Source organism: Candidatus Solirubrobacter pratensis, from assembly GCF_000425945.1.
Lineage (GTDB): Bacteria > Actinomycetota > Thermoleophilia > Solirubrobacterales > Solirubrobacteraceae > Solirubrobacter > Solirubrobacter pratensis.
Map to the genome: position 1 here is coordinate 254,118 of NZ_AUEK01000010.1, position 21,900 is coordinate 276,017.

Sequence of the window (21,900 nt, forward strand, 5' to 3'; positions counted from 1 at the left end):
TATCCTCCCGACCGATGCCGCGCGTGCTGCTGACCAATGATGACGGGATCGACGCCGAGGGGCTGCAGGCGCTCAGGCGCGCGCTCGCGCGACTGGAGGACGTCGAGCTCGCGGTGGTCGCGCCCGACGGCAACCGCTCGGCGACGGCGCGCTCGATCACGTTCCGGCGGCCGCTGTGGGTCGCCGAGGTGCCGTTCGAGGACGGCACCGTCGGGTACGCGTGCGACGGCACGCCGGTCGACTGCGTGCGGCTCGCGAGCCTCGGCCTGATCGAGGGCTTCGAGCCGGACGTGATCGTGTCGGGCATCAACCACGGCGCCAACCTCGGCGACGACATCACCTACTCCGGTACCGTCGCGGCGGCGCTCGAGGGCGTCGTGCTGGGCATCCCGGGCATCGCCGTCTCCCAGCAGTCGACGAGGCGCGAGATGGACTTCCGCCTCGGCCACCTGTTCGACTTCGAGAACGCCGCCGCGTTCGCCGCCCAGGTCGTCGACCGGCTCGACGACGTCCCGCTGCCCGAGGGCACGCTGCTCAACGTCAACGTGCCCGCCGGCGAGATCGGCGGCGTCGAGGTGGCGCGGCTCGGCAAGCGCATCTACCGCGACAGCCTCGACCTGATCGAGGAGGACACCGGCCGCCGCCTGTACCGCATCTACGGCGACTCCCCGGTCCATGACGACGAGGCGGGGACCGATCTCGCGGCCGTCTCGGCGGGGCGCATCGCCGTCACGCCGCTGCACTTCGACCTGACCGCCGAGCACGGGATGGAGGAGCTCAGGGCGTACGACCTCGCGCGCTTACTCGCCCCCACCCCTCCGGCATGAGCCGGGCCGAGCGCGCCGCCGAGCTGCGCAAGGAGCTCGTCTACCACGGGCACCGTTACTACGTCCTCGACGACCCGGTCATCGGCGACGAGGAGTACGACAAGCTGCTCGACGAGCTGCGCGCGATCGAGGCCGAGCACCCCGAGCTCGTCACGCCCGACTCGCCCACCCAGCGGGTCGGCGGCACGCCGGTCGGCCGGCTCGAGAAGGTCGCGCACCTGCAGCCGATGCTCTCGCTGGCCAACGCCCGCTCGGAGGGCGAGCTGCGCGCATGGGTCGAGCGGATGCGCAACCACCTTGCGCGCGAGGGGATCGAGGACCCGGCGTTCGAGTTCGTCGCCGAGCCGAAGATCGACGGCCTGGCGATCTCGCTGCTCTACCGCGACGGCGTGCTGGAGCGGGGCGCCACGCGCGGCGACGGCGAGATCGGCGAGGACGTCACGCACAATCTGCGCACGATCCCGTCGATCCCGCTGGGCATCGAGGACGCGCCGCCGCTGCTCGAGGTGCGCGGCGAGGTCTACATGTCGCTGCCGGACTTCGCCGCGCTCAATGAGCGGCGGGCGGAGGCCGGCCTGTCCACCTTCATGAACCCGCGCAACTCGGCGGCGGGAACGATCCGCCAGCTCGATCCGGCGCTCGCCGCCGAGCGGCCGCTGTCGATGTGGTGCTACGGCATCGGCGCCACCGAGGGGCTCTCGCTCTCCTCGCACTGGGAGGCGCTCGAGTGGCTGCGCGCGCACGGCTTCCGCGTCAACGGCGACGTCAAGAGGCTCGCGACCGAGGACGAGGTCGTCGCGCAGTGCCTGCAGTGGCAGGAGCGCCGCGGCGCGCTGGACTTCGAGATCGACGGCGTCGTGGTGAAGGTGGACGACTTCGAGCTGCAGCGGCGGCTGGGCGTGGTCGGGCGCGATCCGCGCTGGGCGATCGCGTGGAAGTTCCCGCCCACGACGGCGGTGACGCGGCTGAACGCGATCAACTGGAACGTCGGCAAGTTCGGCGACTTCCACCCGTTCGCCGCGCTCGAGCCCGTGCACGTCGGCGGCGTGACGGTGAAGGCGGCGACGCTGCACAACGAGGAGGACCTGGCCCGCAAGGACGTGCGCGAGGGCGACCGCGTGATCGTCCTGCGCGCCGGCGACGTGATCCCGCAGGTGATCTCGCCCGCCCCGCACGAGGCCGAGCGGCCGGATCGCTCACCGCCGCCGAAGGTCCCCGAGCACTGCCCGTTCTGCGGCACGCCGACCCTCAAGGCCGAGGCCTCGGTGTTCACGCGGTGCCCGAACCGCGACTGCCCCGAGCGGCGCTGGCAGCTGCTGACCGCGTTCGCCGGCATCCTCGACATCGACGGCCTCGGCGAGAAGCAGATCGCCACGTTCCTGCGGCTCGGGCTCATCAACACCGCGGCCGATCTCTACCGGCTCGATTCCGACCGGCTGCTCGAGCTCGACGGCTACGGCGAGGTCAGCGTCAACAAGCTGCTCGACTCGCTCGAGCACTCCAAGCGGCGCCCCTTCGGCATGGTCCTGTGGGCGATCGGCATCGAGGGCATCGGCGGCGTGACCGGGCGCGCGCTGGCGCAGCGGTTCCGCACGATCGACGCCCTGCTCGCCGCGACGCCGGAGCAGATAGCCGAGACGCCCGGCATCGGCCCGATCGTCGCCAACCTGATCCACCAGCAGTTGCAGGACCCCAAGACGCGCGCCCTGATCGAGGACCTGCGCGCCGTGGGGCTGACGATGGAGGAGGCCGGTCCGCCGCCCGGGGAGGGGCCGCTGGCCGGCAAGACGTTCGTCCTCACCGGCACGCTGCCGGACCTCACGCGCGAGCAGGCGCAGGAGCGCATCGTCGCGGCGGGCGGCCGCGTCACCTCGTCGGTCTCGAAGAAGACCGACTACGTCGTCGCCGGCGCGTCGCCCGGCTCCAAGCTCGAGAAGGCCGAGCGCCTGGGCGTCACGGTGCTCGACGAAGCCGGGCTGCTGGCATTGCTGCCGTGACGGCGACCGCCGCGACGGTCACGATCGCGGCCGCCACGGCCGGCGTGAGCGAGGCGAGCACGGCGGCGGCGAACACCGCCAGGCCCGCGGCGAGTGCGGTCTCCAGGCTGCGCCGGCGGCTCCGGCGGCCGCCCTCGGCGCGCGCGTAGGCGTAGTCGACCAGCCAGGCGAGCGGGACGCCGACCACCACCCCGGCCGTGAAGGCGAACCCGAAGCCGCCGACGAGGCCGAGGGCGCCGACCGCGGCGAGCGCCGCCGTGGTCGCCGCCGCCAGCCGCGCCGGCGCGCTCCGGCGCCGCAGCGCCCAGGCGCCGACCGCCAGCTCGGCGCCGAGCGCGATCAGGAACCACGGGACCGAGCCGGCGTCGACGACGGCGCGGCGCGCGCCCGGCCCGTCGTAGACGCAGCGCCAGCCGGGCGGCCACAGCGTCGTCTCGCTCGCCGCGCCGGTGGTCCCGGCCGGATACGCGTTGCAGAAGTCGTCGTCCTGGAGCGACGACAGGCCGGCGGCGCCGAGCAGCGCAAGGATCGCGAGCAGCGCGACGGCGAGCTTCACGCGCCCAACGGTAGCCGCGCCGTCACGCGGACATCCAGCCGTCGCCTCCGAACTCCCCGCCGCCGATCGCGACGACGTGTCCGCTCACCGCTTGGCCGCGCAGGTGCGGTACGTGCGCGTGTCGCGCAGCGTCTTCCCGCGCGTCGTGCGCGCCACGACGCGGACCTTGACCGTCGAGCGGGCGCGTCCGCGCAGGTCGACCGTCGCCCGCAGCCGGCCGCCCTTGCGGACCGTGCGCACGCGCTTGCCGGCGACGTAGACGCGCGCGGAACGCAGCTTCCCATGCAGGCGGATCTCGAACCGGCGGCGCGAGACGCACGTACGCGCCGCGCTGAGCAGCGGGGTGGCGGCCGGGCCGACGGTCGGGAGCGAGAGGCCGATCGCGCTGAAGGTGATCGCGGCGACGCCGCGGACCGGGCCGTAGAGCATCGTCCCGCCCGTGACCTGGAGGGTGTAGCGCGCGCCCGCGGCCGCCGACGCGGCGATCGCCTCGAGCGGGCGGGTGATCGTGTGCTGCTGTCCGTCGAGGGTGACCGGGATCGGCGTCGCCTGGTTGCCGACGACGACGCCGCGCGCCTCGTCGACGAGCTGGGCGAACACGTGCGTGCCGGCGCCGGTGCCGCGGTAGGTCAGCGTCAGCCGCGGCTCGCCGACGATCTGGGCCGCCGCGGGCGCCTTGACCGCGACGTCGACGGCGTTGAGCGCGCGGCCCGCGGTCACCGGCGTTCCCGAGACGGCGTCGGACGGGTTCAGCGCGAGCGTGCCCGAGCCGGAGGCGGTGACCGGGGCGCCCTGGGGGAGCGGATAGTCGGCGCCCGAGCGCCACTTGGCGTCGTCGGCAAGCCACTCGAAGCGGGGGCCGGTGTCGACGGAGGCATCGCCCGCGAGGTAGCGCTTCAGCCACGCCACCACGACGGATTCGACGTGGCCGGCCGGCCCGGCGCGTTCCGTCAGGGAATCCCTCGGCGCGACGGAGGGCCCGGCGCCGGTGAGGCAGACGCCGTGGCCGCCGCAGAACCAGACCATCTTTGCCGGCACGCCGTTCGCGCGCAGGATGCCGTAGTTCTCGATCGCCTCGCGAAGCGTGAACAGGGTGTCGGCCGTGCCCTCGACGAGCAGCGTCGGGATCCGGATCCGCCCGACCGCGTCGCCGGGGCCGCGTGAGGCGAACCAGGCGGCGTCCTCGGCCGAGAGCGTGCCGGTGCTCAGCCCGGTCGTGAACGCCGACGTGATGTGCGGGTCCAGCCGGTTCTTCGAGCTCGGAACGCCGGACGAGTAGAGGAGGCTCGCCCAGCCGCCCTTGACCGTCTGCTCCTTGTAGAGCGAAGTGGTCAGCGAGTGCCAGGCGATGATCGGCGCGATCGCGTCGATGCGCTTGTCCTCGGCCGCGCTCACCAGCTCGATCCCGCCCGCGTAGGAGACGCCGGTCATGCCGACGCGCGGGTCGCCCGCGGCGTCCAGCTTCGCCTCCGGCTGCTGCGCCAGCCAGTCGATCAGCGCGCTCACGTCGCGTCCCTCGAAGTCCTTGGAGTCGGCCTCCACGGTGCCGCCCGAGTTGCCGAACCCGCGTGCGTCCCACGTCAGCACGTTGAAGCCCGCGCGCCGCAGCGCGCCGACGCCGACGTTCCCGGTGACCTCGCTGCTCGCGCTGTTGGGGTCGGTGTCGCGCGAGCCGCCCCACCCGTGGCCTTCGAGCACCGTCGGCGCCTTGCCGCCTCCCTCGGCGGGGAAGAAGGAGAGCTGGATCGGCGTGCCGTCGAACGACGTCACGGTGGCGTCTCGGGCCTGAGCGGCCGGCGCGAGGAGCAGGAAGAGGGAGACGGCGATCAAGGCGCGCATGGCGCTGCTTAGTACCCGTTTCCGGAGTGCTCAGTCGAGCCGTGCGAGCGCGACGGTCATCGCGTCCTGCAGCGGGTGCGCGCGCCACGTGGAGGTCGCGTTCATCAGGAACGCGAACGCGACCCGGCGGCCGCCGAGGGTCGTGCAGTAGCCCGCGAGCGTCGAGACGTCGTGCAGCGTCCCGGTCTTCGCGTGGCAGCGGTCCTGCGCCGCCGTCCCGCGCATGCGGCGGTAGAGCGTGCCGTTGCGCCCGACCACCGGCAGCGAGGCGTCGAACGCCGAAGCCTGCTCGGTCCCCGCCATGCCCGAGAGCAGCTGCACGACCTGGCGCGGCGTCGTGCGGTCGTTGCGCGAGAGCCCGGACCCGTCCTGGATCTGCGGCGCGATCTTGAAGCGCGCGACGGTGTTCTCGATCGCGTCCGCGCCCGCCACGGTGCTGCCGGCCGTCCCGTGGTCGGCGCCGATCGCCTTGATCAGCGTCTCGGCCATGTAGTTGTCCGACGGCTGGTTCATCGCCTTCACGATGTCCGCCACCGTCGGCGAGTCCCAATGGCGGAGCGGCGTCATGCCCGTGGGCGCGAGGCCGGAGCGGGCGGCGCCGGTGATCTTCACGCCGCGCTTCTCGAGCGCCTTGGCGAACTCCTGCGCGGCGAAGCGGGCGGGGCTCGACTGCCAGTAGGGCCGGCGCTTGCCGGTGCGCCCGTGGTCGTAGGAGAGCGCGCTCAGCGGCCCGACGTCGCTCGAGAGCCGGAACGCGGAGGACGGCGGGCCGCGGAACGCGTCGAAGGCGGACTCGTCGCCGATCACGCGGCCGTCGATCCGGTCCAGGCCCGCGCGGGTGAGCTGTCCGGCCAGCGCGCTCAGGTCCTTCGTATCGAAGGTCGGGTCGCCGCCGCCGCGCAGCACGACGTCGCCATGGATGTCGCCGGCGTCGTCGGGCAGCGACGCGGACAGGACGGTCGTCGAGAGCCGCCCGGACGCGCCGTACAGCAGCAGCGCCGCCGACGACGTGTACAGCTTCTCCACCGACGCCGGCATGCGCGCCACGTCCGCGTTGCTCGAGTACAGCTCCTCGCCGGTCCCGGCGTCCAGCACGTAGGCGCCCGAGGCGCCGCCGGCCTTCGCCATCTCGCGCGCGAGCACGCGCTGGGTCGTGGCAAGCGTCGCCGCGTCCGCGGATGGGGCGAGCAGGAGCAGGATCGTGAGGGCGAGGACCAGGCGCTTCATCGGCGTTCGAGCCTAGGGAACCCGGCTGACGATCGAAAGTTGCCCATACACTGGCTCAGAGATGACCAACGTCGTCGAGATGGGAGCGCCGGCACGGCGCCGGCGCCGGCAGTCCAAGACCGCGCTCGTGCTCGGCGGCGGCGGCTTCACCGGCGGCGTCTACCAGATCGGCGCCCTGCGGGCGCTCGACCTGCTCTCGGTCAACCGCTCCGTCAACCAGTTCGACGTCTTCGTCGGAACCAGCGCGGGGTCGATGATCGCCGCGCTCGCCGCCAACGGCGTGACGCCGGAGCAGATGATGCGGGTGGTCAACGACCAGGTGCCGATGCCGTTCCCGAACATGCAGCTCGGCAACCTGCTGCGGCCCAACTACGGCGAGATGGCCGCCAAGGCCGTGCGGCTGCCGCTGCACGTGGTCGGCGTCGCCCGGACCCTGGCGCGCACGCTCGGCTCGTTCTCCGCGATGGACCTGCTGCTCGCCCTGGGTGACGCGCTGCCGTCGGGCATCTACACCGGCAAGGGCGTCGAGGAGTACCTCAAGAGCGTGCTGGGCGAGGACGGGCGGACCGACGACTTCCGCCTGCTCGAGCGCGAGCTCTACCTGGCCGCGACCGACCTCGACACCTGCGAGCGGATCGTGCTCGGCGCCGAGGGCTGGGATGACATCCCGATCTCCGCGGCCGTGCGCGCCTCGACGGCGCTCCCGATGGTCTACGCCCCGTATCGCGTGCGCGAGCGCGAGCTGGTGGACGGCGGCATCGTCTCGACCACCAACCTCGACATCGCCGTCGAGGCCGGCGCGAAGTTCATCGTCGTCGTCAACCCGCTCGTGCCCTACGTCAACGACTTCTCGAAGTCGATCCCGACGCTGTTCGGCACGCGCGCGCGGCGGATCTCCGACATGGGCTTCCCGAAGATCGGCTACCAGACGTTCAAGCTGCTCGCCTACCAGCGCCTGCACGAGATGGCCGGCCAGTGGAAGGCGCGCTATCCGGGCGTCGACATCGTGCTGATCGAGCCCGACGCCGACGACGAGCTGATGTTCCAGACGAGCATCCTCAACTACGCGAGCCGCGTCGAGGTCGCCCGGCACGGCTTCCAGTCGGTCACCGTCAAGCTCGCCAAGGACTACGAGGACCTGCGCGAGGTCTGCCGCCGCCACGGGATCGAGATCTCGGCCACGCGCGTGCGCAAGGTCGTGCGCCACTTCTCCTCTGAGAAACAGGAGTCGCGCGCCTGGCGCCGCATCCTCGAGCAGACGACAGGCGCGTTGCTGCGTCAGTCGGCCGACGAGTAGAGCCGCTCGAAGTCGCCGGCGTACTTGTCGTTGACGACGTTGCGCTTGACCTTCAGCGTCGGCGTCAGCTCGCCGGTCTCCTGCGAGAGGTCGTGGTCGAGGATGAAGAACCTCTTGATCTGCTCCACGCGCGCGTAGTTGGCGTTGACCCCGTCGAGCACGCCCTGCACGAGCTCGATCACCTTCGGCTCGCGCGCGAGCGAGGCGACGTCCTCGGGCAGCGAGTGCTCGCGCGCGAAGTGGACGATCTCCTCCGGGTCGAGCGTGATGAGCGCGACGGGATACGGCCGGCGGTCGCCGTACATCACGGCCTGCGAGATCCAGCGCGAGCGCTTGAGGTCGTTCTCGAGGTTGGCCGGCGTGAGGTTCTTGCCGCCGGCGGTGATGATGATGTCCTTCTTGCGGCCGGTGATCGTGAGGTAGCCGTCCTCGTCGAGCGAGCCCAGGTCGCCGGTGTGCAGCCAGCCGTCGGTCACGCCGCCGAACGCGACGGTGTCGCCCGCGCCGTAGTAGCCGCGGAACACGTGCGGGCCGCGGACGAGCACCTCGCCGTCGTCGGCGATCCGCAGCTCGGCGCCGGGGATCGCCCGTCCGACGGTGCCGAGCCGGTAGTCCTGGACGACCGACGTGGTCGTCACGGTCGACGTCTCGGTCATCCCGTAGCCCTCGAGCACCGGCGCGCCGCACGCGTAGAAGAACTCGAGGATCTCGCGCGCGATCGGGGCGGCGCCGGACGTCGCCTGCACGAGGTTGCCGCCGAAGATGCCGCGGACGTTGGCGAACAGCTCCGCGTCGGCCTGGTCGAACGCGGCCTGCAGGTCGGCCGGGACCTCCTCGCCGGCCTCGCGCATCTGGCGCACCGTCAGCCCGAGCTTCGTCGCGGCGGCGATCTTCTCGGGGTCGTTGTTGCCCGTGACGAGCGTGTAGATCTTCTCGAAGATGCGCGGCACCGACGGCAGGTAGGCCGGCTTGACCGCCATCAGGTCCGGCACGATCTGCTGCGGGTCGCCGCTCCAGTAGGCCAGCGGGGCGCCGAGGTCGACGGCCAGCAGCTGGATCAGCAGGGCGTAGGAGTGCGCGAGCGGCAGGTAGAGGTAGACGACCTCGCCGGCCTCGATGACGTCGATCTCCTCGCACATGCGGGTGACCGAGCGGTAGTTGCCGTGCGTGAGCACGCAGCCCTTGGGCGGCCCCGTCGTGCCGGACGTGTAGATGATCGTGTACGTGTCCTCAGGCGTGACGGCGGCGACGCGCGCGGCCAGCTCGGCGGCGTCGCGCGAGCGCCCGCGCTCGCGCAGCTCATCCAGCCCGATCGTGCCCTCGGCGGGCTCGATCGAGATCACGTCCTCGAGCAGCAGCAGCCGGTCGCGGACGGCCGCGATCTTCGCCGCCTGGCCGGCGTCCTCGACCACGACGAAGCGCGACTCGGAGTTGCCGACCACCCATTGGCACTCGTCCGGCGAGTTGGTCGGATAGATCGGGACGACGACGGCGCCGGTGCTGGTGATCGCGAAGTCCACCCACGACCACTCGGGGCGCGTCGTGCACAGGAGGGCGACGCGGTCCCCGGGCTGAACGCCCAGATCGATCAGCCCGCGGCCGATCTCGGAGACGATGTCCGCGAGCCGGCGGTAGCTGATGTCATGCCAGTCGCCGTCGCGCTTGAACCGAGCCGCCGGCCGCTCGCCGTAGCGCTCGGCGGCCAGGCCCACGATGTCCGCGATCGTCGCCGAGCCCGTCCCGTGGCTCGGGGCTGACGTGCCTTCCTGCATGCTGATCCGCTCCTCCTCAGGACTCCCTAGGAGGGCGATGCTACCCGGGGGCGCGCGCTACGCGCGGCAGCTCAGGCAGTTGCTACTGGGCTGGCAGCTTCCAGCTGCGTCACGTTCGCCAGAAATAGCGTCTTGTCAATGCGGCCTTGGAAGATCGGCACGCCCAGCTCCATGCACTTCTCGATGACCTCGCGACGCTCCATGCCGGCTTCGCGAGCGAGCTCCGTGGGCGTGAGATGGATTGCCATCAGTGCGATTCCTCCTGATGAGGTTTGCCACGTGGCAGCCACGGTAGCGTGTTCACCGGATGGCGACAACGCCTACCTGCTCAATCTGAGCTAAACAATCCGCTCACACGGGATTCGGGATGTCTACGAAGATGTGCTCGACCGCAAAGCGTTCCTGAAGCAGGTCGCCGATCGCCCGCACGCCGAAGGTCTCCGTCGCGTAGTGGCCTGCCGCGATGAAGTGGATTCCGGACTCTCGGGCGTCGTAGAGGACATGCTCGCGGGGCTCCCCGGTGAGGAAGGCGTCGAGGCCCGCGGCGACGGCCTGCGGCAGCATGTCCGCGGCCGAACCCGAAACGATGCCGATGGTGCGGATGCGCTCGGGCCCCTCGCCCAGGAAGAGCGGGTCGCGATGGGTGACCGCGCGCACGCGGTCGCGCAGCTCGGACGGCGTGAGACCGTCTCCCGGGAAGGTTCCGCGGCGGCCGATCGGCGTGCCGTGGTAGTCGCCGAACGCCTCGTGCGCGCCGCAACCGAGCTCCTGGGCGAGCAGCGCGTTGTTGCCGAGCTCCGCGTGGGCGTCGAGGGGGATGTGGTACGCGGCGAGGTTGATGTCGTGCTTGAACAGCGGGCGCAGGCGCTCGGCGAGCACGGGTGTCAGGCCCGCGCCGTTGAAGCTCCAGAAGAGCCCGTGGTGGACGAGCACCAGCTGGGCACCCAGCTCCGCGGCCCGTTCACTCAGTTGTCGTTGAGCGGACACTCCGCTCACGACGCGCGTGACCTCGCGCGCGCCAGGAACCTGGAGCCCGTTCGGGCCGAGATCCTTGTAGGCCGCGGGCTCGAGCAGGTCGTCGAGCGCGGCGATCAGTGCAGTTATGTCGGCCATTGAGTTTGAGAACGGACACTTTGGGCGATTTGCAACTACAGTGTCCGCGCGTCCGCCAGCAGGGGGCAGGCGCAGCAGACGTAATCGTTAGCGCACCGGAGGGCCTCGAGGTTGAGTAGGGGATCGAGCGGCGCCGTGCTCGCGCCAGTCGTCCACGATGCAGACGGAGATTCCCCGGCCGACTCCGATCAGCGCCTGGTCGCAGCCGTCCGAGCGGGAGACGATCGCGCGTTCGAGGCGCTGTACGAGCGCTACCAGCGGCGCATCCACGCGTACGCGCTCGGGATGGTCAAGGACCACGGGCGCGCGGAGGACGTGACGCAGGAGGTCTTCGTCTCGGCGCTGCGGCGCATGCGGGCGACGGAGCGGCCGATCGCGTTCAAGCCATGGGTGTATGAGATCGCGAAGAACGCGTGCATCGACGCGTTCCGGCGCTCGAGGCGGGCGGAGGAGGTCTCCTACGACGCCGAGGAGGGCCTGGCGCCGGGGGACCACTCGCGCCTGGCATCCAACGGGCCCTCGCCCGAGGCGGCGGTCGCCGCCAAGCACGACCTCCAGACCCTGTGCGGCGCGTTCGGCGGGCTCTCCGAATCGCATCATCAGATCCTTGTGCTGCGTGAGCTCGAGGGGCTCACGTACGACCAGATCGGCGCGCGCATGGGGATGACGCGCCCGGCGGTCGAGTCGACGCTCTTCCGCGCGCGCCGGCGGCTCACGGAGGAGTACGACGAGCTGGTCTCCGGCGCCCGCTGCCAGCGCGTGCAGTCGATCATCGCGGCGGCGGCCTCCGGCGCGCTCGGCGTGCGCGACTCGCGGCGGCTCAGCCGCCATCTCTCGCATTGCCAGTCGTGCCGGCGCGAGGCCCTCGCCGCCGGGCTGGACCGCGGGCTGCTGGTGCGCCGCCCCGCGCTCGAGCGCGCCGCCGAGAAGGTCGCCGGGCTGCTGCCGTTCCCCGCGTTCCTGCGGCTGCGTCGCGGCGCCGGCTCCGCGCCTTCGGCGTCCGAGCCGACGGGGGCGCGCCTGGCCGCCCACCTGCCCGCGCTCTCGGACCAGCTGAGCGGCCCGTGGGCCAAGGCCGTCACCGGCGCGGCCCTGCTGGTCACCGGCGTCGGCACCGGCATGGGCGTGCACGAGGTCGCGAGCCGGCCCGATCGCGCCGCCGCCCGTCCCGCGGCCGTCGCGCCGGTCTCGCACAAGCCCCCGGGCTCGCATGCGGCCACGACCGCGGATTCCCGCGCGACCGTCACCGTGCGGGAAGCGAGCTCGCGGAGCGGCGGCGACCGGGGGAAGGACAGCCGCCGCTCCGCGCACCGGTCCCACGACTCGGGCTCCGCCCCCGACCGTGCCACGTCGGTCGGCGGCGGGGCTCCGGCCGGCTCGGCGCCTCCGCCGGCGCCGGCGCCGGCGTCGGCCGCGCCCGCGGGACGCGCGAGCGACTCCACGTCGGGGGCGTCCAAGAACGCGGCCTCCCCGACGCCTGCCGTCAAGACGCCGTCCGTGCCGGCGTCGACGCCCGATGCGGTCAAGCAGGCCGCAGACGGCGTCCAGCAGACCTCCGGCGCGGTGGCCAAGACGGTCGACCAGACCGCGGACACCGTGGACAAGACGGTGCAGAGCACGACCGGCGCCCTGACCGACGCGAGCAAGGACGCGACCGGCGCCCTCGACGGTGCCGTCGTCGGCGCGACGGGAGGCGGTCCGGTGCCCGCCACGGTGAAGGGCGCGACGGACACGGTCGGCGGCGCCGTGGACGGCGTGAAGAAGACGGTGGACGGCGCGACGGGCGCCGTCACGGACACCCTGAAGCAGGGGGCGAGAGGGCTGCTCGGCGGCCACTGAGCCACTCGCTCGAGAGCGGCTAGACTGCACGCTCTCGGGGCGTGGCGCAGCCTGGTAGCGCGCGCCGTTCGGGTCGGCGAGGTCCCCGGTTCAAATCCGGGCGCCCCGATGGACAGAAGCCCCCGCCGCCGGCGGGGGCTTCGTCGTTCTCAGCCCGCTCCCGCGCTGAGCGTCGCGACGGACTCCTCGGTCCACGGGCCGTCGGTGATCGCGACCACGTGGTCGAGCCCCAGTTGGCCCAAGGCGATGCAGCGCGCGGTGAAGGAATCGGCGGACTCGCCCGCCTGCAACCGCGTGCTCACCGTCTTCTCGATCGCCTCGTAGGGACGTCCGGCCGCCTCGCAGTGGCGCGCCAGCACGTCCAGCTTGTGGCGGATCGTGCGGCCGCCGTCGGGGATGTCGAACAGGTTGCACGCGTCGCCGTGCTCGGCGACGTAGCGCAGCGTCCTGCGCTCGCCCATCCCGCCGATCAGCACGGGGATCCGCGACAGCGGCGGCGGGCTTGAGACCGGGCGCTCGAGCCGCAGGTAGGTCCCTTCGAAGGGCGAGGCGTCGCCGGCCCACATCCGCCGGGTGAGCCTCAGCGTCTCCTCCAGGCGCGCGAAGCGCTCGGCGACCGGCGGCAGGAACAGCCCCATGGCGCGCGCCTCGTCCTCCTGGTAGCCGGCGCCCACGCCGAGCCACGCCCGCCCGCCGGAGAGGACGTCGAGCGTCGTGACCGCCTTGACGAGCAGGCTCGCGGGGCGGAACGTGACCCCGGTGACCATCGTGCCGAGACGGACGCGCTCCGACTGCCCGGCGAGGTAGCCGAGCGTCGTGTAGGCCTCGAGCATCGGGTCGTCGTCGGCGGTTCCCGGGGCGGCCTGCAGCAAATGGTCGGCGACCCACACCGTGTCGATCGCGCCGGCGTCGGCGGCGCGCACGATGCGCGCGAGGTGCCCGCGGATGTCGTGCTCGGGATAGGCGGTGACGTTGAGGCTCACACGCACGCGGTCGCCGACACGGAGATCTGATGGCATGTGATAAACCTTAGACTTCGAATCCTTTGACTTCAATCCCTCATTGCTACGATTATCGGTGTGACCCGCCCAGCGATGCTTCCGCCCATCGGCCTGCGCCTTGCGCGCACGGCCCGCGTCGTCTCCCAGGCGTTCGAACGTGCGATGGCGGATGCCGGCGGCTCGGCGTCGACGTGGCAGGTGCTGGTGCTCATCCGCTCGCAGAAGTGGGGCAACCAGGCCGAGATGGCCGAGGCGCTCGGGATCACCGGCGCCACGCTCACCCATCACCTCAACGCGATGGAGTCCCAAGGACTGGTGCGGCGCTGGCGCGAGGCGAGCAACCGGCGCGTGCAGCAGGTCGAGCTGACCGAGGAGGGCACGGCGATGTTCGACCGCCTGCGAGGCGCCGCGGTGGCCTTCGACGACCAGCTTCGGTCGGGGCTGGGCGACGATGAGACCGCCCAGCTGGCGGAGTTGCTCGAGAAGCTGCAGGCCGGCGTTCAGGCGCCGTAGGCGCTGAAGAAGCGCGCGGCCAGCGGCGCCGCGACCGAGCCGCCGCTGCGGCCCTTCTCCACCAGCACCGCGAGCGCGAGATCGCCGCGGTAGGCGATGAACCACGCGTGCGTCTCAGGCGGGTCCGCGCCGCCGAACTCCGCCGTCCCGGTCTTGCCCGCGACCTCGCCGGGAACGCTCGCGAGCGCCGTGCCGGTGCCGCTGGTGACGACCTGTCGCATCAGTGAGCGCAGCGTCGCGAGCTCGCTCTGGGGAAGTGCCGGGCCGGCCGTGGACGGATCGGACGAAACCAGCCGCGGCCGGCGCCAGCGGCCGTCCTGGACCGCGGCGGCGACGCCCGCCATCGCCAGTGGCGTCGCCGTGATCTTGTCCTGCCCGATCATGGCCGCGGCGCGGCTGACCTTGTCGGTCCCCGGCGGCACGTGCGAGCGCGCCGTGCCGAGCGGGAGGTCGTAGGTGCGCCCGAGGCCGTAATCCTTCGCGACCGTGCCGAGAGCGGCGGCGGGCAGCCGCGAAGCGAGCGAGACGAACGCGGTGTTGCACGAGATCGCGAAGTCGCCGGCGAACGTCGCGGCGCCGCTCTCCTCGCCCTCGAAGTTCTTGAACGTCTTGCCGTCGACCACCAGCGTCTTCGGGCAGGCGACCGACGAGGCCGGATCGAAGCCGTCGCGCAGCAGCGCCGCCGTCGTGATGACCTTCAACGTCGAGCCCGGGGCATAGGCGCCGGCCAGCGCGCGGTCGAACGTCGAGTCCTCCGGGCGGTTGGCGACCGCGAGCAGGTCGCCGGTCGAGGGCTGGACGACGACCATCGCGGCCTCGGCCTTCTGCTCGGAGAGCGCCTGCTCGGCGGCGGTCTGGGCGCGCGTCGAGAGCGTGGTGCGCAGCGCCTTCGGCGCCTTCCCGGGGAGCTTCTCGAGCGTGCGCACCGGCGCGCCGCTGTCCGTGGTGCGGATGAGGATGCGGCGCGCCGGGGCGCCGGCGAGCCGGTCGTCGAAGGCTTTCTCCAGGCCCCACTGGCCCACCTGCTTGCCGGGCGCGATCTTGCCACCGGACGCCTTGACCTGCTCGGCGGTCGCCGGGCCGACGCCGCCGAGCAGCGCGCGTCCGAACGTCCGCGTGGGAGCCAGCGGCGCCGTGCCCTCGACGGCGAGCACGCCGGGAATCTCGTCGAGTTGCGCCTGCTTGTCCTGGTAGTCGGCCTTGCGCAGCGTCTGCGCCTCGACGAACTGCTTCGGGCCGGCGCCGCGCACCGCCTTCGCGAGCGCCTTGGCGTCGATGTCCAGCGCCTTGCCGAGCGCGCTCGCGCTCGCTGCGACGTCGGTCACCTTGTCGTGCTGCAGGCCGACGCGCACGACCGCGCGCTCCTGCACGAGCGGCTTGCCGTCGCGGTCCAGGATGTCGGCCCGCGAGCCCCTCGAGCTGTCGGTGCCCAGCCGCGTCGCGGCCGTCAGCCGCGGATGGATCGTGCGCGGGCTGTAGTGCACGACCCACTCGTCCTTCGCCTTGATCAGCGTGACCGTCGACGTGTAGCTGTAGGCGCCGATCGCCGGGACCTGCCAGGTCACGCGCAGCCGCCCGGTGGCGCGGTCGTCCTTGACGGTGAGCGGGCCCGGCTTGACGCTGACCTTCGCGCCGTCGAGCCCGGCGCGGTTGGCCTTCAGCGCCTTCGCCGCGGCGGGGTCGTCGGTCAGGGTGCCGGCGCGCGCGTCGTCGCCGCGGCTCCATGCGGCGGCGAACGCGCGCTCCGCGGCGGTGGCCTTCGCCGCGCTGTCATCGCCCCCGCGCACCAGGAAGAAGGCCGCGACCGCGAGGAGCGGGACGAGCACCGCCGCGAGCGCCGCCGCGCGTCCTCCTGAGGACGGCGAGCGCCGTGGCGACGGGGGAGGAGGCGGCAGGCGGCGGGGTGCGGGGCGGGGGCGGGTCACGTCACAACAGTGTCGCCTGGCCCGGATGTGTGTCTCGCTCCCGTTCGCCGGCTGACTCAGGGTGCTCCCAGGCGGCTCGCAGCCGGGTCGCAGCGAGCGGGCCGAAGCTGGGCACATGCCAGCCCGACGAACCCTCCGCAAGCAGATCCTCCCGAACCGCCGCTTCGCGCGCCTGCTGCCGGCGGCGATGGCCTCTGTCGCGCTCGCCGGCGCGTCCTTCGCCGGGCCGGCCGCCGCGCGCGCCGACACGCAGCGCGCCGCGCATGCCAGCCCGCCGCCGAAGCTCTCGAGCGCGACGCTGCGGCGCGACGCGACGCGCCGGCCGAGCTAGGCCTCGAGCGTCCGCCGGCGGCTCGAGCTCGAACACCTCGAGCCGGTTCTCGGCCGGGCCGGCTCGGCTATCGCGTCGCTGCGCCGCCGATCGGGAGCGCGACGCTGACGGCGGTGCCGCGTCCCGGCGGGCTCGCGACGGTGATCGAGCCGCCTGCGGCGGCGACGCGGTCGGCGAGCCCGACGAGTCCGGTTCCCCGCGTCGGATCGGCACCGCCCGCGCCGTCGTCGCGCACCTCGAGACGCAGCGCGTCGCGATCGTCGACGGCAAGGACCTCGACGCTCGTCGCGCCGGCGTGCTTGACCGCGTTGGTGAGCGCCTCGGCGATGACGAAGTAGGCCGTCGTCTCGACGCCTGCCGGCAGGCGGTTCGCGGTGACCTCCACGCCTACCGGCAGGTTCACGTGCGCGACGAGCGACTCGACCGCCGCTCGCAGGCCGCCCCGCGTGAGCGCGGCGGGCATGATGCCGTGGACGAGCTCGCCGAGCTCCGCGGTCGCCCGCTGGGCCAGCTGCAGCGCGTCGTCGATCAGTTCGGTTGCCGCCGCCGCGTCCGTGGCCACCGCGGCCTTGGCGAGCTTGAGCTGGATGACCGTGTGCACGAGCCGCTGCTGCGCGCCGTCGTGCAGGTCGCGCTGGATCCGCCGCCGGGTGTCGTCGGACGCGGCGACGACGCGAGCGCGCGAGGCGGTCAGCTCCGCCCGGCTCTCGGTGTTCGCGATCGCCGTGGCCGCGAGCTCCGCGAACTGGGCGAGCCGGTCCTCCGTTCGCGGCGGCAGCGGGTAGTCGAACGACATCGCGAGCAGGAGTCCCCAGACCTCGCCGCCGACGACGATGGGGGCGCCGACCGCCGCCCGGACTCCGAACGCATGCGCCACGACGGACGCCGGTCCCATGGCGTTCGCGTAACAGTCGACGCGCGCCGGCCGCGCCGTGCGGAGCACACGGCCGGCGACGCTTTCGCCGCCTGCCGCGATGTAGGCGCCCTGGCCGCCCGGGACGCCGTGCTCCGCGACGACCGTCACGCCGCCCTGGCGGTCATATCGCTGCAGCGCCATCGGGCGCCAACCCAGCAGGCGGGATGCCTCCTCCGTGACCGCGGCGAAGATCTGCGGCTGGGAGCCGCCGCGCGCGACCAGCGTGGCCACGTGCCGCAGCGCCTCCTGCTCCTCGGCCAGGGATCGCAGCTCGGCGCGCGCCTGGGCGTTGGAGATCGACGTGGCGACGAGCTCGGTGAAGGCCGCGATCCGCGCCTCGGTGTCAGGCGGGAACGGATCCGCCCCCGTGGTGGACACGAAGCTCGCGCCCCACACGCGACCGTCGACCACGACCGGTACGCCGACCCACGACCGCACGCCCCTTCTCCGCGCCTCCTCCACGAACGCTCCCGTCGCCGGGAGCTCGGCGGGACCGAAGCGCACCGGGCGGGCCTCGTCGCGAATCGTTCGAAGCGCCGCGTCCAGGCGCCGGTTCGCGCCGACGGTCGTCGTCGCCGGGGCGACGACGCTCCACGCGGCCACGACGGTGACGGTCTCGTCGGGCTCGAAGCGCATCATCGCCGTCTGCTCGGCGCCGACGAGCCGCGCGATCCAGTCGTTGACGGCCGCGAAGAGCTCTTCCTGCGCGACGCCGCGGGCCACGAGCGTCGCCACGTGCCGCAGCGCGACCTGCCGGTCGGCGATCCGGGCCGCCTCGGTGCGCGACGGCAGGAGCGCGACATCGGTCTTGTCGGCACCGTCGGTCAGGTAGTAGCTGTGGCACGACACGATCCGGCCGTCGCGAACCCGGTAGATGTCGCAGACCGAGCCGGCGAGGTGCCAGCCGGACTCGTCCTGGTCCGGGTTCACGAGGCGGTACTCGACGACGATCGTGTCGGCGGTCTCCGCCACGACGTTCTCGAGCTCGGCGCGCAGGCCGGGGAACGCCCGGACCGTGCCGGCCGCGAAGGCGAGGGCGGCGGCTCTGCCCCGCATAAGGCCGGCATCGGCCCTGACCTCGACGTCCTCGCACAAGAGGTCGGCCCACGTCGCGAAGTCACGCTCGTTGTAGGCGTGGAGATAGCGCTCGACCAGGGAGCGGAGCGCGGTCACTGCATAACCATGGCGACGGCGCCGACCGTGACTCCGGGATCCCGCGCGAAGTCAGCACATTGGAGCCGCGGCGACTGACTATTCGGTGCGCCTCCGGACCGGACGGTTCGAGTGGCGGCGCGGCGGCGCCGAGCCGGGGAGTGCGGGGCTCCCCTACGTGAGCCCGGGCGCCGTGTCGACCACGGTGCGGGCCGGCGCGGCAGCCGGGACCGGCGCGGGCTCTTCGCGGGGTGCGCGGGCGAGCAGCACCGGGATCGGGCTCGCGTGCAGGACCTTCTGCGAGACGCAGCCCATCAGCGAGGTGTGCAGGCGGCCATGGCCGTGCGAGCCCATCACGATCAGGTCGTAGTCGCCCGACTCGGCGCGCTGGATCAGCGCCCGGGCCGCCGTCCCCTCGACGAGCAGCGTGGTGACGCTGATGTCATCAGGCAGCGAGTCGGTCGCGTGGCGCAGGGTCTCCGCGTAATGGCGGATGACCTCGCTGCGCGGCGGCGCGGCGCCGGAGGCCAGCAGCGCGGTCGCCGGCAGCGGCGGGATCGCCGTCAGCAGGGTGAGGCGGGCGTTCTGGTCGCGTGCCAGCGCCGCGGCGTGCTTGAGAGCCGCTTCGGCGTCGGGCGAGCCATCGACCGCGACGAGGATGCTGCGGTAAACGCTGCTCATCGTGCGTGTGAGCACAATGATACCCGTACATCTGGACGTGTACGTCCATTTGTCCAGGTCCGCGCGGTCCAAACGGCACGTTCGAGCCGGCAGCATTCCGAAACCGATGGGCGCCGCGGCGCTGATCGTGCTGCGCCTACCCGGCCCGGACGCTGTAGACCGGCGGCAGGTGAGCGGCGGCGGTGAACCAGGTGCCGCCGGCGTCCCCTGAGCCGAACACCTCGCCCGAGGTCGCGCCGAAGTAGAGCTCGAGCGAGGCGCCCTCGCCGGTGCGGTCGAACGCCTGGCGCAGCACGGTCAAGTACGCGTGCTCGCTCGGCAGGCCATCGCCGCGCGGGGTCCAGGTCGCACCTGCGTCGCGCGTCTCGAACACCCGCACGCGGCCGTCCGGCGTGACGCGGTCGACGTCCGCGGTCAGCGGGATCACGTACGCGCTGTCGGGGTCGGCCGGGTCGACGGCGAGCGGGAATCCGAAGTCCGACGGCAGGCCGTCGCCGATCGCCGTCCACGACGCGCCCGCGTCGTCGGAGCGGTACACGCCGCCGTGGAACTGCATGAACATGCGCTCGGGCCGCCGCGGTGCGCGGTGGAGGTCGTGGACGCAGAACGTCAGCGACGGCGGCGCGTCCTCCGGCAGGTACCCGGCGTTCAGGCCCTCGTTGCCGTGCGACCACGTCCGCCCGCCGTCCGACGTCAGCCACACGCCGACGGCCGACATCGCCAGCGCCAGCCGGTCCGGATCACCCGGCCACGGGACGATCGAGTGCAGGCACAGCCCGCCGCCGCCGGGCTTCCACTCTGGCCGCGTCGGGTGCTCCCACAGCGCCTGGTTGAGCGCCCACGTCGCGCCGCCGTCGCGGCTCTCGAACAGCACGCCCGGGTCGCCGCCGGCGTACAGCGTGCCGTCCTCGCCGGCGACGATCACCCAGATGCGCTCCAGCGCAGCGTCGTCCCCCTCGGGCAGCGCGACGCCTTCGGCCTGCGTCCACTCGCCGGCCGGGTCGTCGGCGTAGAAGACCTTCGGGCCGTAGAACGGGGACGTCAACGCCGCCAGCACGCGACCGGAGTGCGGGTCGCGCACCGCGTACTCGACCGGCTCGCCGGCGAACGCGCGCGCCGTCACGTCGAACGGCGCGCCGGGCTCTCCGGCCAAGGTGAACAGGCCCTTCTTGGTCCCGACCAGCAGCTCGGTCATGCAGCGCCTCCTGAGATCGCGGGGAGCACGTCGATGCTGTCCCCGGCGGCGAGCGCGGTTCCCTCTCCACCCGCCTCGCCGTTGACGAACACGTTGATGTGGCGGCGGACGAGCCCGCGCTCGTCGAGGATCCAGCCGCGCAGCTCCGGTTGCTCGGACTCCAGCGCGCGCAGCGCAGCGCGCACCGTCGCCGCCTCGACCGTGTGCTCGGCGCGGCCGCCGGCGCGTTGCTTGAGCATGCCGCGAAGCCGGATCAGCGCCATCACGGCGATCCTACGCCAGCTCCGCCGGCAGGGCGAAGCGCGCGAGCAGCTCCGGCTTCACGAAGCCGGTCGCGACCGTGATCCGGTCGCCCCGCAGCGCGATGACGTTGATGCCGATCGCGGCGAAGCGGCCGTCCTCGTACCCGTAGCTCGCGAACGCGAGCTGCCCGTTCGCATGCACGGGGATCCCGCGCACCGCCTCGAAGCACGGCTTCTCCGGCGTGCCGAGCATCGCCTCGACGGTGTCGCGCCCGCGCCACCACGCGGCCCACGGCGGCATCTCGACGACGATGTCCTCGGCGAGCAGCGCGACGATCGCCGGCACGTCGTGGCGCTCCCACGCGTCGATGTAGTGGTGCAGCAGGTCGCGGGCGCGCTCGTCCCCGAGCGCCCGCAGGGTCTCCTGCTGGCTGCGCTCGGGCAGCCGCTCGTCCACCGTGCGCCGGGCGCGCTGCAGCGCGCTGTTGACCGAGGCCACCGTCGTGCCGAGCGACTCGGACGTCTCGCGCGCGGAGAAGCCGAGCACCTCGCGCAGGATCAGCACCGCGCGCTGCTGTGCGGGCAGGTGCTGGAGCGCCGCGACGAACGCCAGCTCGACCGCCTCGCGCTGCTCGTAGCGAGCCTCGGGCGCCGCGTAGCCGCTCTCGAGCTCCTCGCCGGGATACGGCTCGAGCCACAGCAGCTCGCTCTCGGGCGCGCCGACCTCGTGGGTCGCGGACCAGGACGGGCCGTAGTCGGCCGGCAGCACGCGCTTCGGGCGCCGCGCGATCGCGCTCAAACAGACGTTCGTCGCGATCCGGTACAGCCACGCGCGCAGCGCCGCGTCCTCGCGCAGGCGCGGCAGCGCGCGCCAGGCGCGCAGCAGCGCCTCCTGATAGGCGTCCTCGGCGTCGTGCAGCGACCCGAGCATGCGGTAGCAGTGGGCGTGCAGGCCGCGCTTGTGCGGCTCGACGAGGCGCTCGAAGGTGAGCTCGTCGCGCTCGGTGGTGATGGCCATCTCAGCTACAGACCGGGGCGCGCGCGGAAACTCATCGCCCCGGCGATGAATTCGCCGGGCGGCGGCAGTCGAACAGAGCATGACCCATCCCGTCGTGCACCTCGAGCTGCACACCGGCAACCTCTCGCGGGCGTGCGCGTTCTACACGCAGCTCTTCGGCTGGCGCGCCGAGCGGGTCGCCGTCGGCGAGTCGTCGTATCTCGCGCTCGGCCTCGGCCGCGAGTTCGAGGGCGGCGTGGTGGAGTCCGACACCGAGCGGTCGCTGTGGCTGCCCTACGTCGAGGTCGACGACATCGAGCGCGCCACCGCGCAGGCGCGCGAGCTGGGCGGCGGGGTCGCGCTCGAGCCGCGCGAGGGGCCGGCCGGCTGGCGTGCCGTGATCGCCGCTCCGGCCGGCGCCGGCGTCGCGCTGTGGCAGCCGAAGTCGCGCTAAGGGTGTATGACGACGACCAGGACCTT

The 21,900-nt window shown here is 72.8% G+C and carries 20 protein-coding genes and 1 tRNA gene; 8 read left to right on the forward strand and 13 right to left on the reverse strand.

Going from position 1 to position 21,900, the window contains the following annotated elements:
- Positions 1-14 precede the first annotated feature (14 nt).
- Both surE and ligA read left to right on the forward strand, forming a co-directional pair.
- Positions 15-827: a 5'/3'-nucleotidase SurE gene (gene surE, locus H958_RS0116820; protein WP_028059529.1), complete on the forward strand. Its 813-nt coding sequence runs from the start codon at positions 15-17 to the stop codon at positions 825-827.
- A complete protein-coding gene (gene ligA / locus H958_RS0116825; protein WP_028059530.1) occupies positions 824-2,824 on the forward strand; it encodes an NAD-dependent DNA ligase LigA in 2,001 nt (666 codons plus the stop codon). Before surE ends, ligA begins: the two co-directional genes overlap by 4 nt.
- Here the strand turns inward: ligA and H958_RS0116830 are convergent.
- The 3 genes from H958_RS0116830 to dacB form a co-directional block, all read right to left on the reverse strand.
- The gene (locus H958_RS0116830; RefSeq protein ID WP_028059531.1) at positions 2,781-3,380 is read right to left on the reverse strand and encodes a hypothetical protein; all 600 of its coding nucleotides are present in this window, start codon (positions 3,378-3,380) and stop codon (positions 2,781-2,783) included. The two genes, ligA and H958_RS0116830, sit on opposite strands and share 44 nt — an antisense overlap.
- A gap of 84 nt (positions 3,381-3,464) precedes the next feature.
- Complete coding sequence (locus H958_RS37980; protein ID WP_051324386.1) at positions 3,465-5,219, reverse strand: alpha/beta hydrolase family protein; 1,755 nt, start codon at positions 5,217-5,219, stop codon at positions 3,465-3,467.
- A gap of 30 nt (positions 5,220-5,249) precedes the next feature.
- A complete protein-coding gene (gene dacB / locus H958_RS37985; RefSeq protein WP_037410373.1) occupies positions 5,250-6,446 on the reverse strand; it encodes a D-alanyl-D-alanine carboxypeptidase/D-alanyl-D-alanine endopeptidase in 1,197 nt (398 codons plus the stop codon).
- 61 nt (positions 6,447-6,507) lie between these two features.
- Here dacB and H958_RS37990 point away from each other — a divergent pair, with 61 nt between their 5' ends.
- Positions 6,508-7,743: a patatin-like phospholipase family protein gene (locus H958_RS37990; protein ID WP_051324387.1), complete on the forward strand. Its 1,236-nt coding sequence runs from the start codon at positions 6,508-6,510 to the stop codon at positions 7,741-7,743.
- On the opposite strand, the gene H958_RS0116850 is transcribed toward H958_RS37990, so the two are convergent.
- The 3 genes from H958_RS0116850 to H958_RS0116860 all read right to left on the reverse strand — a co-directional run bounded on the left by H958_RS0116850 (position 7,725) and on the right by H958_RS0116860 (position 10,628).
- The gene (locus H958_RS0116850; RefSeq protein WP_051324388.1) at positions 7,725-9,515 is read right to left on the reverse strand and encodes an AMP-dependent synthetase/ligase; all 1,791 of its coding nucleotides are present in this window, start codon (positions 9,513-9,515) and stop codon (positions 7,725-7,727) included. The genes H958_RS37990 and H958_RS0116850 overlap by 19 nt on opposite strands.
- Positions 9,516-9,586: 71 nt before the next feature.
- The gene (locus tag H958_RS47605; protein ID WP_196807394.1) at positions 9,587-9,763 is read right to left on the reverse strand and encodes a hypothetical protein; all 177 of its coding nucleotides are present in this window, start codon (positions 9,761-9,763) and stop codon (positions 9,587-9,589) included.
- A 103-nt stretch (positions 9,764-9,866) separates the two neighbouring features.
- Entirely contained in the window at positions 9,867-10,628 is a 762-nt protein-coding gene (locus tag H958_RS0116860; RefSeq protein WP_028059533.1) for a Nif3-like dinuclear metal center hexameric protein, read from the reverse strand.
- A gap of 135 nt (positions 10,629-10,763) precedes the next feature.
- Between H958_RS0116860 and H958_RS0116865 the strand changes: the two genes are divergently transcribed.
- A complete protein-coding gene (locus tag H958_RS0116865; RefSeq protein WP_028059534.1) occupies positions 10,764-12,467 on the forward strand; it encodes a sigma-70 family RNA polymerase sigma factor in 1,704 nt (567 codons plus the stop codon).
- A gap of 35 nt (positions 12,468-12,502) precedes the next feature.
- A tRNA-Pro gene (locus tag H958_RS0116870) sits at positions 12,503-12,576 on the forward strand.
- Between the two features lie 40 nt (positions 12,577-12,616).
- Here H958_RS0116870 and H958_RS0116875 read toward each other — a convergent pair.
- Positions 12,617-13,456 (reverse strand): TIGR03560 family F420-dependent LLM class oxidoreductase, encoded by an 840-nt coding sequence (locus tag H958_RS0116875; protein WP_028059535.1) that lies wholly within the window; start codon positions 13,454-13,456, stop codon positions 12,617-12,619.
- 90 nt (positions 13,457-13,546) lie between these two features.
- Between H958_RS0116875 and H958_RS0116880 the strand changes: the two genes are divergently transcribed.
- Positions 13,547-13,981 (forward strand): MarR family winged helix-turn-helix transcriptional regulator, encoded by a 435-nt coding sequence (locus tag H958_RS0116880; protein WP_028059536.1) that lies wholly within the window; start codon positions 13,547-13,549, stop codon positions 13,979-13,981.
- Here the strand turns inward: H958_RS0116880 and H958_RS37995 are convergent.
- The gene (locus tag H958_RS37995; protein WP_051324389.1) at positions 13,969-15,807 is read right to left on the reverse strand and encodes a penicillin-binding transpeptidase domain-containing protein; all 1,839 of its coding nucleotides are present in this window, start codon (positions 15,805-15,807) and stop codon (positions 13,969-13,971) included. The genes H958_RS0116880 and H958_RS37995 overlap by 13 nt on opposite strands.
- A gap of 214 nt (positions 15,808-16,021) precedes the next feature.
- On the opposite strand from H958_RS37995, the gene H958_RS0116890 reads away from it, so the two are divergent.
- Positions 16,022-16,237: a hypothetical protein gene (locus tag H958_RS0116890; protein ID WP_028059537.1), complete on the forward strand. Its 216-nt coding sequence runs from the start codon at positions 16,022-16,024 to the stop codon at positions 16,235-16,237.
- 67 nt (positions 16,238-16,304) lie between these two features.
- Here the strand turns inward: H958_RS0116890 and H958_RS38000 are convergent, their stop codons facing one another.
- The 5 genes from H958_RS38000 to H958_RS38010 all read right to left on the reverse strand — a co-directional run bounded on the left by H958_RS38000 (position 16,305) and on the right by H958_RS38010 (position 21,522).
- Positions 16,305-18,326, reverse strand: a complete 2,022-nt coding sequence (locus tag H958_RS38000) for a GAF domain-containing protein (RefSeq protein ID WP_081685963.1) — start codon at positions 18,324-18,326, stop codon at positions 16,305-16,307.
- A gap of 153 nt (positions 18,327-18,479) precedes the next feature.
- Positions 18,480-18,986, reverse strand: coding sequence for a universal stress protein (locus tag H958_RS38005; RefSeq protein ID WP_051324390.1), 507 nt, complete (start codon positions 18,984-18,986; stop codon positions 18,480-18,482).
- Between the two features lie 136 nt (positions 18,987-19,122).
- The gene (locus tag H958_RS0116905) at positions 19,123-20,181 is read right to left on the reverse strand and encodes a WD40/YVTN/BNR-like repeat-containing protein (RefSeq protein ID WP_028059538.1); all 1,059 of its coding nucleotides are present in this window, start codon (positions 20,179-20,181) and stop codon (positions 19,123-19,125) included.
- Positions 20,178-20,444 carry a MoaD/ThiS family protein gene (locus tag H958_RS0116910; protein ID WP_037410378.1) on the reverse strand — a complete coding sequence of 89 codons (267 nt, stop codon included), beginning with the start codon at positions 20,442-20,444 and terminating at the stop codon, positions 20,178-20,180. The genes H958_RS0116905 and H958_RS0116910 overlap by 4 nt, the downstream gene beginning before the upstream one ends.
- A 10-nt stretch (positions 20,445-20,454) precedes the next feature.
- The gene (locus H958_RS38010; protein WP_255325427.1) at positions 20,455-21,522 is read right to left on the reverse strand and encodes a sigma-70 family RNA polymerase sigma factor; all 1,068 of its coding nucleotides are present in this window, start codon (positions 21,520-21,522) and stop codon (positions 20,455-20,457) included.
- Between H958_RS38010 and H958_RS0116920 the strand changes: the two genes are divergently transcribed.
- Positions 21,521-21,874: a VOC family protein gene (locus tag H958_RS0116920; protein ID WP_028059540.1), complete on the forward strand. Its 354-nt coding sequence runs from the start codon at positions 21,521-21,523 to the stop codon at positions 21,872-21,874. The genes H958_RS38010 and H958_RS0116920 overlap by 2 nt on opposite strands.
- Positions 21,875-21,900: the final 26 nt, after the last annotated feature.

Excerpts from the sequence above, each read along its gene's own strand:
- H958_RS38005 (WP_051324390.1), bottom strand. The coding sequence starts at position 18,986 with ATGAGCAGCGTTTACCGCAGCATCCTCGTCGCGGTCGATGGCTCGCCC.
- H958_RS0116860 (WP_028059533.1), bottom strand. The coding sequence starts at position 10,628 with ATGGCCGACATAACTGCACTGATCGCCGCGCTCGACGACCTGCTCGAG.
- surE (WP_028059529.1), top strand. The coding sequence starts at position 15 with ATGCCGCGCGTGCTGCTGACCAATGATGACGGGATCGACGCCGAGGGG.
- H958_RS47605 (WP_196807394.1), bottom strand. The coding sequence starts at position 9,763 with ATGGCAATCCATCTCACGCCCACGGAGCTCGCTCGCGAAGCCGGCATG.
- H958_RS0116890 (WP_028059537.1), top strand. The coding sequence starts at position 16,022 with ATGCCAGCCCGACGAACCCTCCGCAAGCAGATCCTCCCGAACCGCCGC.
- dacB (WP_037410373.1), bottom strand. The coding sequence starts at position 6,446 with ATGAAGCGCCTGGTCCTCGCCCTCACGATCCTGCTCCTGCTCGCCCCA.
- H958_RS0116850 (WP_051324388.1), bottom strand. The coding sequence starts at position 9,515 with ATGCAGGAAGGCACGTCAGCCCCGAGCCACGGGACGGGCTCGGCGACG.
- H958_RS37990 (WP_051324387.1), top strand. The coding sequence starts at position 6,508 with ATGACCAACGTCGTCGAGATGGGAGCGCCGGCACGGCGCCGGCGCCGG.
- H958_RS37980 (WP_051324386.1), bottom strand. The coding sequence starts at position 5,219 with ATGCGCGCCTTGATCGCCGTCTCCCTCTTCCTGCTCCTCGCGCCGGCC.
- H958_RS0116910 (WP_037410378.1), bottom strand. The coding sequence starts at position 20,444 with ATGGCGCTGATCCGGCTTCGCGGCATGCTCAAGCAACGCGCCGGCGGC.
- ligA (WP_028059530.1), top strand. The coding sequence starts at position 824 with ATGAGCCGGGCCGAGCGCGCCGCCGAGCTGCGCAAGGAGCTCGTCTAC.
- H958_RS38010 (WP_255325427.1), bottom strand. The coding sequence starts at position 21,522 with ATGCTCTGTTCGACTGCCGCCGCCCGGCGAATTCATCGCCGGGGCGAT.
- H958_RS0116905 (WP_028059538.1), bottom strand. The coding sequence starts at position 20,181 with ATGACCGAGCTGCTGGTCGGGACCAAGAAGGGCCTGTTCACCTTGGCC.
- H958_RS0116920 (WP_028059540.1), top strand. The coding sequence starts at position 21,521 with ATGACCCATCCCGTCGTGCACCTCGAGCTGCACACCGGCAACCTCTCG.